Origin of the sequence: Xanthomonas sp. WHRI 6108 (assembly GCF_040202385.2) — a bacterium.
GTDB classification, from domain to species: Bacteria; Pseudomonadota; Gammaproteobacteria; order Xanthomonadales; family Xanthomonadaceae; genus Xanthomonas; species Xanthomonas arboricola.
The window spans coordinates 3,578,626-3,590,807 of sequence record NZ_CP168198.1; the positions used below are offsets into that span (position 1 = coordinate 3,578,626).

Here is a 12,182-nt window from a genome sequence, read left to right on the forward strand (position 1 = left end):
CAAACCCTCTTACCACTGAGCCCCAAGTCGCGCCCTTTGAGATTCCACACCGCTACTGTCTCTCCACATCCAAAGGGAGCGCAGTATGGAAGTTGCGGAAAGGCTAGATGCGGCACCGGCAAAGGCATCGATTGCTGAGAGGGTAAAAACTTGGTGGCTAAATCATCACTGGGTGATTCGTCTCTACCTAGGCGGCGGCGTATGCATGCTTGCGTCCATCGCTCTTTTCCTAAGATCGCCAGGCTCTTTTTCTTCAGACGTATCCTTCTATGCCAGTTGCTCGCTGTTAGCTATCGCTTTCTTAGGAGACACTTACGCGTGGGTAATGCCCAAACTGGCCCATCCTTTGATGAAGATTTCTGTCACGGTATTTGGAGCAATAGCACTCGCAGCAGCAACAGGGGTCGGCAGAGTCGTAGTCAATGAGGCAACCAGCCAGCAGGCGTCCCTCTTCCCAACCTCGAGTGCATTGCTCAGCCTGCTCTCCATTGTGCCCGTGACAGCAACCCTGATGACCGTCCTTGGCGCCATCCCAGCCTTTCTTGCCATGGGATGGGGTCTACTGAAGCTTTCCAGATCCGAAGCCACAAATGGTCACTTAGATGTAATCGTTACTCTGATCAGGGGGCTCTCTGCATTTGTGGTTTTATTTGGAGCATCTGCCCTATCGAATAGCCAATCTGTCGTCTACCCAGCTATGCGATGGGTTGCCGCTTACAGTGCTTTCTTCCTTGATTTGCAGCAGGACGCGGCATGCGCTCCACTTGAAGGCGACAAAGTAGCTCGCATCAACGACAACTTGGTGCTTGTCGGCCGGCTTACGGAAGCGGGACCACAGTTCGTCCGGAGAAGTTGTGCTATGACCTCTGAAAGCACCGTTTTGCGGCCCCAAGCTCGGGAGAGAAACGCATCAACACCGCAATCTGCTAAGACAGCTCGGGCGACCGAGTAACATCATCACGCTCTCTCCAAACTACCGCCCGTGTTCCGTATGCTGTGAACCTGAATGGAACCAAGATCACTACTGCCTTAATGTTTTAGCAATGAGTCTATGGCATTGAGGGCCCACCAAAAACGCACCCTGCTACTAATGCAAAAATTCGCGCCCCGAACCCCTTGGCGGCACTTTCCGCCAGTCTTGATTCATGCTGAAGAGTTGAACGTAAAAAAACATCCAGCTTATGCAGCGGCGAAGGCTGGTGACGCAGAAGCGGCTCAGATATTAGTGGAGGAAACGATTTCAACGGAAGCGATAGATGAACTCATCAAGCTCACAGAGCAAATGCAACCAATTCTCGTTTCCGCCCATGCCTTTGAGCAAACTGGGGTCAATGCTATCCCAGAGGTCTTAGCAGATGAGATTGCTCACCGAACAGGTCTTGCTGTAGAGCAACAAATTGTGCAGACCAATGTGGTTGGTCATACTGGGGCCAAGGGTGATGCTCGTCTCGCTAGACAGGCTCATTTCGCTGGACCGGTCGAGGCGGGTAGACGCTATATCCTTGTAGACGACTTCATCGGCCAAGGAGGCACTCTAGCCAATCTAAGGGGTCACATTGAGACCCTTGGCGGACAAGTGGTAGCGGCAACCGTATTGACAGGGAAGCCATTTTCAGCGATTCTTGAGCTAACGTCAAATAGGTTGGACTCCCTCAGGAGGAAGCATGGACATGTCTTGGAAAATTGGTGGCTGGAACACTTCGGTCACGCCTTCGACTGCCTTACTGAATCAGAAGCTCGATACATCGAGCGGATCGAGGATGCTGACTCCGTCCGAGATAGAATTACTGCGGCAAAGTAAGCGGGAAATTCAGAACAGCGCCAGCTTGCGGAGATCTACTTCGTACCGTTGACCTGCGTGCCAGATCAAAGTCAAAAAAGGGCCGTATGACGGCCCTTTTTTGCTGCCTTAAAAATTAAACAGTTGTCTCTTCGAACTTCAAATGACTGCCTAAACGTCCTTCTTGTAGAGATTAGCTGCGAGCCCGTAAGCCGTTACATTGATATGTCACAAAGCAGGACACCCTCCTGGTTTTCAAGTTGCAGGAGAGTCAGGAAGTTCGCGCGGAATCAGCACAATCCTCTCTGTCCATCACGTCGCCCGCTTCAAACTGTTTTCAAATTGCCTTGGCTGGTAGCCAGGCAGCGCAGCCGGAACATTCAACTTTGCCAGCGTCGCCACCCGGTCAGGCAGGCTCCGCCTGTCGATATAGAACTTCTCCAGGACAGTCTGACCAGTTCCGTGCCCGGTTAGCGCCCCGATTGCCGAAGCAGACACTCCGGCCTCGTCCAGCTTTGAAGCGATGGTATGGCGGAATCCGTGGAAGCCCTGCCCCTTCTCGGACACCCCTTGCCGCTTGATGTAGACGGAGAACTGGCGGCTCAGCTGACGCCCATAGCCCAGCCCTGTCGAGTTGGGTAGGTCCGGGAATAGCCGCTCCACTCCAGCCTGCCGTGCCTCTTCCACGTAGGTGAGGAACCCGGCCTCAATGACCGGATGAGCCAGCGGGATGAACCGCCGACTATGCTTGTTCTTGATGCTCTGCTTCTTCCCGATCTTGCGGACGAAGAAGCCAGGCACGCCGTCGATGGTGTCGATGTCCTCAAGCCGCAGCTGCGCGATCTCGTTGACGCGAGCGCCCGAGTAGAGCCCCAGGATCGGGCCAAACCACCGATGGGGGTATTTCGACGCCCACTTCGGGAACTCCACCGGGTCAAAGATGGCCTTCAACTCGGCATCGGTAAACGGAGAGCCGGTATCTTCCGAGTCCGGCGTGGAAATCGCCCGGATGCCTGCCAGCGGGTTTACCGCCAGGTGCTTGCCCTCGACCAGCGACACCAAGAAGACGCTCAGTCGCTGCCGGTGCTTGGCCATGGTCCACGCCGCCGGTTCCGGCTCCTGGTTCTTCTTCGCCAGCTTGATGACCTCGGGCACCGGCAGGTCGCGGTAAGCCGGCCGCTTGGTCGCATTCGACGGCCAATAGCGCACGCCCTCGAAGAAGGCTCGCACGTGATCCTGGGTCAGCGAGGCCACGGGCACGTCCTTGCCGATGATCCCGGCGAACAGGCGCAGGGTGTGACGGCTCTCCAGCACGGTCTTTTGATGCAGGCGCGCGCCGGCCAGGTCACTCAAATGATCGGCCATCGCCTTGGACAGCATCAGCGCCTTGGGGGCATCGCCCGAGATGCGTTGACTGCCCTCGCGCAACTGTTGCCGACGCTTGGCCACCCTCGCCGCCATGACCTCAGTGGGCTCCGTCTGGCGCGCCCGCACCATCAGGTCTCCGAACATCACGGCATCGGCAGGATTGTCCAGCTGCGCCTGGGCGATGCGCGTGCCGTCCGGCAGCGTCACATCTTTCAGCGTCAGCTCTTTGATGTCCCCACTGCGAACCTTTTCCAGCAGTTCTTCCAGATCCACGGTCATCCCTTTCCGCATGGCATCGAATGCCATCGATAGTGCCATTCCCATCGTGGCCGCCGCCAGCCTGGCGTGGTCCCCACGACGGTTTCCCAGCGATCGGACAAGGTAACGCGAGCCAATCGAGGCTCGGAGATCGGTAGGGACAAAGAAGCGCGCATACAGGCCAGCCGAGCGCGACATCATCAGAGGTTTGGGCAAGATTGATACCTCGATTGATACCTCAAGGGGCATCGCTCGGAATCATCAATCGGCCAAAATATCCAGCCAAGTCAGGCACTTAGAGACTTGGCGAAAGCTCTGGAGCGGGCGATGGGAATCGAACCCACGTCAGTAGCTTGGGAAGCTACAGCTCTACCATTGAGCTACGCCCGCACGGCGTTGCGAGAGTTTAGGCGGGTGCGGGGGCCGGGCGCAATGCGTAGATATGACGAGGGCCGGTTGCCCGGCCCTCGTTTGCAACGCGTGTGGTGCTTGGATCAGAAGTTGCCGCTGAAATTCACGAACAGCGTCGCGTCGCGGGCGCTGCGCTGGGCGGTGGTGGTGCTCAGGCCGATGTTGCTCTGCAGGCCCCACAGGCCGGTGCGGGCGCCCAGCACGACGGTCGCATAGTTACGATCGAAGTTCTGGCCCGGGACGGTGTACATGCCCACGTCCGGCATCGACTGCAGCCAGGCGCTGGCTTCGGTGCCGTCCTTGAACTCGTGGTCGTAGGTCGCCTGCAGGTACGGCTTGACCATTGCACCGTCCAGGCGCACCTGGAAGCCGATGCGGCCGACCATCGAGTCGATGTCCTGATCGGCGTAGCCCAGTGCGGTGGAGCTTTCGTTGCTCTCGGTGTAGCCGTCGAGCTTGAGCTTCTGCCAGGTCAGGCCGACCACCGGGCCGTACTTGACGTTGCCTTCGCCCAGCGAATAGCCGGCGTTGACCGCGGCGGTGAGGTTGCTGCCATCCGGCGAGCCGCTGTGCACGCGGGTGGCCGGCCCCAGCTGTACTTCGCGGTCGACGTCGTAGCTCAGCCAGCTGTAGCTGACCTGCGCGTTGACCCAGACCGGGCCGGTGTACCAGCCGAAGAAGCCGCCCAACGTGGTGTCGTCCTGCTTGAAGCTGCCGTTACGGTTGCCGAAGTCGGCGTCCATGCTGCCGAAGCCGGCAAAGCCGCCGAACACCAGGTCGCCCGCAGTCCAGTCCACACCGAACAGGCCGGCCGGGGCCATGCCGTCGTACAGATCGGCGTGGTCGTAACGCTGCATGTCGCCACGCACGCTGCCCCACCAACGCAGGCCATCGGCGTCCGGCTTGCCGTCCAGATGCCAGGCCACCTGGTCGGCGCGCGCGCGGCCGATCGCCTGCGCCGAATGCGTCAGCACCTGCTGCAGACGCGGGGCTTCCAGCAGCGAGATGGCGTACTCGCCCAGAATCTGGTGGGTGGCGGTGGTCGGGTGGATGCCATCGGCGAACACATAGGTGTTGGGCGCGTTGGCGGCGACCAGGCTGGTCGGGTTGCAGGCCGGCAGCGGCACGGCCGGGTTGCAGGCGGTGCTGGTGACGTTGCTGAAGCCGTAGGTGCCAGGATTGGCGACCACTTCCTGCAGGATGTGGAAGGTGTCGACCGGGATCACGCGCAGGCCGGCCGACCGCAGGCCATTGAACAATGCGGTGTTGTAGGCGGTTGCCGCAGCAGTGCCCTGCGCCATCGCGGCGGCACCGCCGGCACGGAAGCGCGGGGTGATGCCCACGTCCGGAATGGTCGGCACCATCACATAGCGCGCGCCGGCGGCCTGCAAGGCGCCGACCGCACCGACCTGCGCGGTGACCGCGTTGCCGATGATGGCCTGCGCCTGGGCCGGCACGGCTGCAGCGGCGAGCAGATCGTTGGCGCCGCCCCATACGGTGTAGAGCGCATTCGGGTTGGCCTGGCCGCCGTTGGCGCTCAGGTAGGTGTTGATCTGGCTGGTCACCGAAGGCGCGGCACCGAGCACGCTGGTCGAACCGGCCTGGATGCGGGCGCCGCCGGCGGCGTAGTTGTCGCCGGTCTGGCCATTGCCATTGGGCGCGGCATTGGTGCCGTAATGGTCGGCGACGTACTCGGCCCAGACCCAGCCCGGGTTGGTGGTGAACTTGCCGGTGACGGCGCGCGAGGCGGCCGGCAGCAACGGGTTGTAGTAGCCGCTATCGGTGAGGCTGTCACCGAAGAACACGGTCTGGTCGAACGCAGACGCGGCCATGGCCGGGGTGGCCGCAATGGCGATGGCCACAGCCATCAGGGAACGGATCGGGCGAAGGGTTGAAGCCATGGGAGTGCCTGCTCAAGGTAGTGTGGAACTGGACCGGACCTGCTGACGTACGCCGGCGAATGGCACATGGTTTCACCCTCGCCGCCCGCGCTCACGCTGCATTGCCGCATAACGCAAAAACGCGCGCCCTGGCGGCACGCGATGCCACAATGATGACATGAACATTCAACTCAACGGCACCCCGCGCGACGTTCCCGACGATCTGCTGCTGGCCACCCTGCTGGAGCAGGAAGGTCTTGCACAACGGCGCGTGGCGGTGGAGATCAATGGCGAAATCGTGTCGCGCGGGCGGCATGCCACGCACCGGTTGCGTGCCGGCGATGTGGTGGAGATCGTGCACGCGCTGGGCGGCGGTTGATGCGGCACACAGGCCGGCGCAGCTGCGCGCGATCGGTGATAATTGCCCGATGACCAATACCGCCCCCTCTGATGCGCTGATCATCGCCGGCAAGCCCTACCGTTCGCGCCTGCTGACCGGCACCGGCAAGTTCAAGGACCTGGACGAAACCCGACTGGCCACCGAAGCGGCCGCCGCGCAGATCGTCACCGTGGCGATCCGCCGGGTGAACATCGGCCAGGACCCCAACGCGCCCAGCCTGCTCGATGTGCTGCCGCCGGATCGCTACACGCTGCTGCCCAACACCGCCGGCTGCTACACCGCCGAAGACGCGGTGCGCACCTGCCGGCTGGCGCGCGAGCTGCTGGACGGCCACAACCTGACCAAGCTGGAAGTGCTCGGCGACGAGCGCACGCTGTATCCGGACGTGGTGCAGACGCTCAAGGCTGCCGAGCAGTTGGTTGCCGATGGCTTCGACGTCATGGTCTACACCTCCGACGATCCGATCCTGGCCAAGCGCCTGGAAGAGATCGGCTGCGTGGCGGTGATGCCACTGGCCGCGCCGATCGGCTCCGGGCTGGGCATCCAGAACAAGTACAACCTGCTGGAAATCATCGAAAACGCAAAGGTGCCGATCATTGTCGATGCCGGCGTGGGCACGGCATCGGATGCGGCGATCGCGATGGAGCTGGGCTGCGACGGCGTGCTGATGAACACCGCCATCGCCGGAGCGCGCGACCCCATCCTGATGGCGAGCGCGATGCGCAAGGCGATCGAGGCCGGACGCGAAGCCTTCCTGGCCGGGCGGATTCCGCGCAAGCGGTATGCCTCGGCGTCGAGTCCGGTGGATGGTGTGATTGGATGAGTGGGTGGGCTGCGTTGACATTGCCGTCGATGCGCACCGCTTGGCCGTGTGACGTGCCGGATGTGGCCGTTGCTGGATCGCGCGTCGCTGCACGTGCTCCCTTACGCCGTACCCTCACCCCAACCCCTCTCCCCAAGGCAGAGGGGCTTTTGTTTTTTGATGTGACTTAACTCATGACTGATCCTTTCACCAGCGACGGCGCCAAGATGCCGCCCAAGCCCTTCACCATCGAAGAGGGCCGCCGGCAGGTGCGCAGCTTCGTGCTGCGCCAGGGCCGCTTTACCCCGGCGCAGCAGCGCGCGTTCGACGAGTTGTGGCCGCGCTTCGGCCTGGACTACAGCGGTGCGCCGCGCGATCTCGATGCGGCCTTCGGCCGTCCCGCACCCAAGGTGCTGGAGATCGGCTTTGGCAATGGCGCGGCATTGCGCTTTGCCGCGCAGCAGGACCCCAGCCGCGACTACATCGGCATCGAGGTGCATGCGCCCGGCGTCGGTCGCCTGCTCAATGCGCTGGACGAGGATGGCAGCACGCATGTACGCCTGTATCACCACGACGCGGTGGAAGTGCTCGAGCACGAGATCGCCGATGGCGCGCTTGACGAGGTGCGCATCTACTTCCCCGATCCGTGGCACAAGAAGCGCCACAACAAGCGCCGCCTAATCCAGCCGGCGTTCGCGCAGCTGGTGGTGCGCAAGCTGCGCGATGGTGGCCGCCTGCATGCGGCCACCGACTGGGCCGATTACGCCGAACAGATGTGGGACGTGCTCGACGCCACCCCGGGCCTGGTCAATCGCGCCGGCCCGCGCGGCCACGTCGAACGCCCCGCCTGGCGCCCGCAGACCCACTTCGAAACCCGCGGCCAGAAGCTCGGCCACGGCGTGTGGGATCTGGTTTATGACCGGGATTCGGGAGCGGGGATTGGGGATTCGTAACAGCGCTTCCCCGCATACTCGACGCCGCAGTCGCCTGACCAATCCCCACTCCCGAATCCCGAATCCCGGCCCCTAATGGACACCGCGCTGACACTGACCAACGATATGAAGCTCGTCCTCGGGCTGGTCGGTTTCACGATGGCGATGTTTTTGTTCGAGCGCATCCGCGCCGACGTGGTGGCCTTGATCGTGCTGGTGGTGCTGGGCGTCACCGGGCTGGTGGCGCCGGAAGAATTGTTCGGTGGTTTTTCCGGTAACGCGGTGATGAGCATCATCGCCACCACCATTCTTGGTGCGGGGCTGGAGCGCACCGGTGCGTTGAATCGCCTGGCGACCTGGTTGCTGCGGCGCTCGCACGGCAGCGAACAACGCCTGATGATGATGACGCTGGCCATCTCCGGCTTGAATTCGTCCTTCATGCAGAACCCGTCGGTGATGGCCTTGTACCTGCCGGTCGCCTCGCGGCTGGCCACGCGCACCGGGCTGACCCTGCAACGCATGCTGCTGCCGATCGCCGCAGCCATCGTGATGGGCGGCGCGCTGACCATGGTGGGCAATTCACCGCTGATCCTGCTCAACGATCTATTGGTCTCCGCCAACAACAACCTGCCCTCGGGCATGGCCAGCATCGAGCCGTTGACGATGTTCGCGCCGCTGCCGATCGGCGTGGCCTTGCTGATCGCCGCACTGCTGTACTTCCGCTTCTACGGCGACCGCAAGCTGATCGAAGAAGAACGCCTGATCAACGAAGGCGTCACGCCCTCGCGCACCGAAAGCTATTTCGCCAAGACCTACGGCATCGACGGCGACGTGTTCGAGCTCACCGTCAGCGCCGAAAGCCCGCTGGTCGGCATGACCCTGGGCGAGGCCGAAGCGCTGCACGACGCGCCGTTGCTGCTGGCCCTGAAGACCGGCAACGACACCCGCCTGGCGCCGCCGGCCGACATGCGCATCTGGGTCGGCAGCGTGCTCGGGGCGATGGGGCCGCGCCAGGAAGTGACCGACTTTGCGCAGAACCAGTTCCTGCGCATGTCCTCGCGCCTGCGCAACCTGGGCGATCTGTTCAACCCCAGCCTGGCCGGCATTTCCGAAGCATTGATCCCGCCCAACTCGCGGCTGATCGGCAAGACCGCGGCCGAGTTGCGCCTGCGCAAGCAGAGCGGCATCAGCCTGCTGGCGATCAACCGCGACAAGCAGGTGATCCGCGAGGACGTACGCAACGTGCCGCTGCGTGGCGGCGACATGCTGGTGTTCCACAGCATCTGGCAGGACCTGGCGCAGGCGGCGGAAAGCCGCGACTTCGTGCCGGTGACCGACTTCCCCAAGGGCGAGCAGCGCCCGCACAAGTTCAAGATCGCCATGGCGATCTTCGCCTTCACCATCCTGATCGCGCTGACCTCGCGCTTGCCGGTGGCGCTGACCTTGATGACCGGCGTGGCCTGCATGCTGGTCAGCGGCGTGCTGCGCATGGACGAGGCCTATGCCTCGATCAACTGGAAGACCATCTTCATGATGGCCGGCCTGATTCCACTCGGCTGGGCGATGGACAGCAGCGGCACCGCGGCCTGGGTGGCCGGCCACACCATCGACCGCCTGCCCGAAGGCATTCCGGTATGGGCGCTGGAAATCAGCCTGGCGCTGCTGACCACCGCGTTTTCGCTGGTGATCAGCCATGTCGGCGCCACCATCGTGATGGTGCCGATTGCGGTCAACCTGGCGCTGGCCGCCAATGGCAACCCCACCGCATTCGCGCTGATCGTGGCGCTGTCGGCGTCCAACAATCTGATGACGGCCTCCAACCCGGTGATCTCGATGGTGGCCGGCCCGGCCAACTATCAGCCGCGCGAGCTGTGGCGCGTGGGCGCACCGCTGTCGCTGATCTACATCGTGGTGATGGTGTCGATGATCAACCTGATGTTCTGGTGGGCAGCGCGCTGAGCCGCACCACTTTCAGCAGTCACCCAAGCACCACCTGCTCACCCTCGATGCGCACCGGCACCGCCAGCAGCGACTGACCGCGGCACGGGCCGCTGATGCATTCGCCGCCGGTGAGCTCGAACGCTGCGCCATGCGCTGCGCACACTAGATGGCCGTCCTTGGTCTTGAGGAACTGGCCCGGCGCCCAGTCCAGCCGGCGGCCGGCGTGCGGGCAGACGTTCAACCAGGCGCGCACCTGGGCGCCGTCGCGATACAGCACCAGGGACTCCGGGCCGCCGTCCCAGACCGCTTCGACTTCCAGAAATCCGGCGTCGGGAATCTGCGCCAGTTCGACAAGCGTGGTGGACGATGACGAAGACATGCAGTCTGCTGTTCGAGAACGGATTGCGATTGTGGCATGCGCCTGCATCACCCCGACGCCACGCGGCGGGCTGCAATTCGCCCGCTTGCCGGCCTGTACGGGCGGTGCTCCGGGCTGCCAGAGCGACAATCGCCCAGCACACCCGATGTGATGGATTTAACAAAACGAGCGAATGTTTAACGAAGTTTTCACTCAATGACATGAAACCGCAACGATACTGCCTGCCTGTTTCCTGCCCGGCAGCCCACCGCCATGCCTGCACGCATCTTCCAACTCGGTAACCTCCACCACCTGTTTGCCCCGCGCAAGCCGCGTCACCCGCTGGTGCGCGTGGCCGCCGGCCTGGCTGGTCTGGTCATCCTTGCGGTGCTGATCTTCTTCAGCGTGTTCGTGGGCGCGGCGATGATCCTGGGCGGCATTGCCTGGAAGCTGCTGAGCAAATCGAACCGTCGCACACCGCAGCACACCCGCGTGGTCGAGGCCGAATACCGCGTGGTGCGCAAGCCTGCGCTGCCGTTGTCGCACTGAGGCGTCATTCCACCGCCTCCAGCGCGGTGAGCATCCAATCCCGAATCATTCGCGCAGGTATTGACCGGTCTGCGCGAGTTTGCGTGCGCCGATGCAAGCCGTGATTGCAGACCTGCCAGCCAGACGTTGCGCCACACTGCGCGCTGCAGCACGGCGGTTCCGTCATGCACGGGCAAACGGCTAGACTCACGTGCCCCGTTCCCCAAGGATGCGCGCATGACCCACGATGTGATTCCCGCCGCCGATGTTCCGCGCATTCCGGTGGTTGGTGGCGGCAACTTTCCGGTGCACCGCATCTACTGTGTCGGCCGCAACTTTGCCGATCACGCGCGCGAGATGGGCGCCACTGCGCCTGCCTCCAAGGCCGAGCGTGGCCAGCCGACCTTTTTCATGAAGCCTGCCGATGCGATCGTGGTCGGCCACGGCGACCACATTCCGTACCCGCCGGGCACCAAGGAACTGCACCACGAAGTGGAACTGGTGGTGGCACTGGGCAGTGATGCGCCGGCCGGCGAGTTGCAGGTGGAGCAGGCAGAGGCGCTGATCTATGGCTACGGCGTGGGCCTGGACCTGACCCGACGCGATCTGCAGGCAGCGGCCAAGGCCAAGGGCCTGCCGTGGGACATCGCCAAGGGCTTCGACCACTCCGCGCCGATCAGCGAGCTGGTGCATGCCGGCGAAGTGGGTGCGCTGGAGGCCTTGAACCTGTCGCTGGAAGTCAACGGCCAGGTGCGTCAGCAGTCGTTGCTGGATCAGATGATCTGGAACGTGCCGGAGATCTTGCATGAGCTCTCCAAGCTCTACGCATTGCGCGCGGGCGACCTGATCTTCATGGGCACCCCGGCCGGTGTCGGCCCACTACTGCCCGGCGATCAGTTCAGCGCACGCCTGGAAAACGTTGCCGAGCGCCACGGCATCATCGCGGGCTGACACGCGGCCCGCTACGATCACCCTGCGGCAGTTGGTCCGCGACCGCATCTGGAGTGCGCTATGGGAATGGTCAGCGAATTCAAGCAATTCGCGATGCGTGGCAATGTCATCGACCTGGCGGTCGGTGTGGTCATCGGTGCAGCGTTCGGCAAGATCGTCACTGCACTGGTGGAAAAGATCATCATGCCGCCGATCGGCTGGGCCATCGGCAATGTGGATTTCTCGCGCCTGGCCTGGGTGCTCAAGCCGGCCGGCGTCGATGCCACCGGCAAGGAAATTCCGGCAGTGGCGATCGGCTACGGCGATTTCATCAACACCGTCGTGCAGTTCGTGATCATCGCCTTTGCGATCTTCATGGTGGTCAAGCTGATCAATCGCCTGACCCACCGCAAGCCGGATGCTCCCAAGGGCCCGAGCGAAGAAGTGCTGTTGCTGCGCGAGATCCGCGATTCGTTGAAGAACGACACACTGAAGACACCGGGCGTGCCGTAAGCGGACACATCCGCTGCGCAACTTCGCGCGGGAGGATGACCTTTCGCACGCAGACGGGGGACCTCGCGCTGATAAGCTCGG

12 protein-coding genes and 1 tRNA gene are annotated in these 12,182 nt (G+C 62.8%); 9 read left to right on the forward strand and 4 right to left on the reverse strand.

Annotated elements, in window-relative coordinates; translation table 11 throughout:
• Positions 1–85 precede the first annotated feature (85 nt).
• Positions 86–952, forward strand: a complete 867-nt coding sequence (locus ABQ039_RS15070; RefSeq protein WP_260812197.1) for a hypothetical protein — start codon at positions 86–88, stop codon at positions 950–952.
• A gap of 186 nt (positions 953–1,138) precedes the next feature.
• Positions 1,139–1,801 carry a phosphoribosyltransferase gene (locus ABQ039_RS15075; RefSeq protein ID WP_260812196.1) on the forward strand — a complete coding sequence of 221 codons (663 nt, stop codon included), beginning with the start codon at positions 1,139–1,141 and terminating at the stop codon, positions 1,799–1,801.
• A gap of 291 nt (positions 1,802–2,092) precedes the next feature.
• Here the strand turns inward: ABQ039_RS15075 and ABQ039_RS15080 are convergent, their stop codons facing one another.
• The 3 genes from ABQ039_RS15080 to ABQ039_RS15090 form a co-directional block, all read right to left on the reverse strand.
• Positions 2,093–3,655 (reverse strand): site-specific integrase, encoded by a 1,563-nt coding sequence (locus ABQ039_RS15080; RefSeq protein ID WP_260812195.1) that lies wholly within the window; start codon positions 3,653–3,655, stop codon positions 2,093–2,095.
• A 67-nt stretch (positions 3,656–3,722) separates the two neighbouring features.
• Positions 3,723–3,796, reverse strand: a tRNA-Gly gene (locus ABQ039_RS15085).
• 104 nt (positions 3,797–3,900) lie between these two features.
• Complete coding sequence (locus tag ABQ039_RS15090; RefSeq protein ID WP_102580655.1) at positions 3,901–5,685, reverse strand: autotransporter outer membrane beta-barrel domain-containing protein; 1,785 nt, start codon at positions 5,683–5,685, stop codon at positions 3,901–3,903.
• Positions 5,686–5,875: 190 nt separating this feature from the next.
• Here ABQ039_RS15090 and thiS point away from each other — a divergent pair, with 190 nt between their 5' ends.
• The 4 genes from thiS to ABQ039_RS15110 all read left to right on the forward strand — a co-directional run bounded on the left by thiS (position 5,876) and on the right by ABQ039_RS15110 (position 9,790).
• Entirely contained in the window at positions 5,876–6,076 is a 201-nt protein-coding gene (thiS, locus tag ABQ039_RS15095) for a sulfur carrier protein ThiS (RefSeq protein WP_024939391.1), read from the forward strand.
• A 49-nt stretch (positions 6,077–6,125) separates the two neighbouring features.
• Positions 6,126–6,920: a thiazole synthase gene (locus tag ABQ039_RS15100; RefSeq protein WP_016903327.1), complete on the forward strand. Its 795-nt coding sequence runs from the start codon at positions 6,126–6,128 to the stop codon at positions 6,918–6,920.
• 173 nt (positions 6,921–7,093) lie between these two features.
• On the forward strand, positions 7,094–7,852 hold the full coding sequence (gene trmB / locus ABQ039_RS15105; protein WP_053045691.1) for a tRNA (guanosine(46)-N7)-methyltransferase TrmB: 759 nt from the start codon (positions 7,094–7,096) through the stop codon (positions 7,850–7,852).
• Positions 7,853–7,927: 75 nt separating this feature from the next.
• Complete coding sequence (locus ABQ039_RS15110; RefSeq protein ID WP_024940321.1) at positions 7,928–9,790, forward strand: SLC13 family permease; 1,863 nt, start codon at positions 7,928–7,930, stop codon at positions 9,788–9,790.
• Between the two features lie 19 nt (positions 9,791–9,809).
• On the opposite strand, the gene ABQ039_RS15115 is transcribed toward ABQ039_RS15110, so the two are convergent.
• A complete protein-coding gene (locus ABQ039_RS15115; RefSeq protein WP_039512348.1) occupies positions 9,810–10,151 on the reverse strand; it encodes a Rieske (2Fe-2S) protein in 342 nt (113 codons plus the stop codon).
• 252 nt (positions 10,152–10,403) lie between these two features.
• On the opposite strand from ABQ039_RS15115, the gene ABQ039_RS15120 reads away from it, so the two are divergent.
• The 3 genes from ABQ039_RS15120 to mscL all read left to right on the forward strand — a co-directional run bounded on the left by ABQ039_RS15120 (position 10,404) and on the right by mscL (position 12,101).
• Positions 10,404–10,679: a hypothetical protein gene (locus ABQ039_RS15120; protein WP_053045694.1), complete on the forward strand. Its 276-nt coding sequence runs from the start codon at positions 10,404–10,406 to the stop codon at positions 10,677–10,679.
• A 216-nt stretch (positions 10,680–10,895) separates the two neighbouring features.
• On the forward strand, positions 10,896–11,609 hold the full coding sequence (locus ABQ039_RS15125) for a fumarylacetoacetate hydrolase family protein (protein ID WP_349777972.1): 714 nt from the start codon (positions 10,896–10,898) through the stop codon (positions 11,607–11,609).
• Positions 11,610–11,669: 60 nt separating this feature from the next.
• Positions 11,670–12,101: a large-conductance mechanosensitive channel protein MscL gene (gene mscL / locus ABQ039_RS15130; protein ID WP_024940317.1), complete on the forward strand. Its 432-nt coding sequence runs from the start codon at positions 11,670–11,672 to the stop codon at positions 12,099–12,101.
• The last annotated feature ends 81 nt before the right edge of the window (positions 12,102–12,182 follow it).

What these genes read in the sequence shown, in the direction of transcription:
- mscL (WP_024940317.1), top strand. Translation starts at nt 11,670, where the DNA reads ATGGGAATGGTCAGCGAATTCAAGCAATTCGCGATGCGTGGCAATGTC.
- ABQ039_RS15110 (WP_024940321.1), top strand. Translation starts at nt 7,928, where the DNA reads ATGGACACCGCGCTGACACTGACCAACGATATGAAGCTCGTCCTCGGG.
- ABQ039_RS15070 (WP_260812197.1), top strand. Translation starts at nt 86, where the DNA reads ATGGAAGTTGCGGAAAGGCTAGATGCGGCACCGGCAAAGGCATCGATT.
- ABQ039_RS15125 (WP_349777972.1), top strand. Translation starts at nt 10,896, where the DNA reads ATGACCCACGATGTGATTCCCGCCGCCGATGTTCCGCGCATTCCGGTG.
- trmB (WP_053045691.1), top strand. Translation starts at nt 7,094, where the DNA reads ATGACTGATCCTTTCACCAGCGACGGCGCCAAGATGCCGCCCAAGCCC.
- ABQ039_RS15100 (WP_016903327.1), top strand. Translation starts at nt 6,126, where the DNA reads ATGACCAATACCGCCCCCTCTGATGCGCTGATCATCGCCGGCAAGCCC.
- thiS (WP_024939391.1), top strand. Translation starts at nt 5,876, where the DNA reads ATGAACATTCAACTCAACGGCACCCCGCGCGACGTTCCCGACGATCTG.
- ABQ039_RS15080 (WP_260812195.1), bottom strand. Translation starts at nt 3,655, where the DNA reads ATGCCCCTTGAGGTATCAATCGAGGTATCAATCTTGCCCAAACCTCTG.
- ABQ039_RS15115 (WP_039512348.1), bottom strand. Translation starts at nt 10,151, where the DNA reads ATGTCTTCGTCATCGTCCACCACGCTTGTCGAACTGGCGCAGATTCCC.
- ABQ039_RS15120 (WP_053045694.1), top strand. Translation starts at nt 10,404, where the DNA reads ATGCCTGCACGCATCTTCCAACTCGGTAACCTCCACCACCTGTTTGCC.
- ABQ039_RS15090 (WP_102580655.1), bottom strand. Translation starts at nt 5,685, where the DNA reads ATGGCTGTGGCCATCGCCATTGCGGCCACCCCGGCCATGGCCGCGTCT.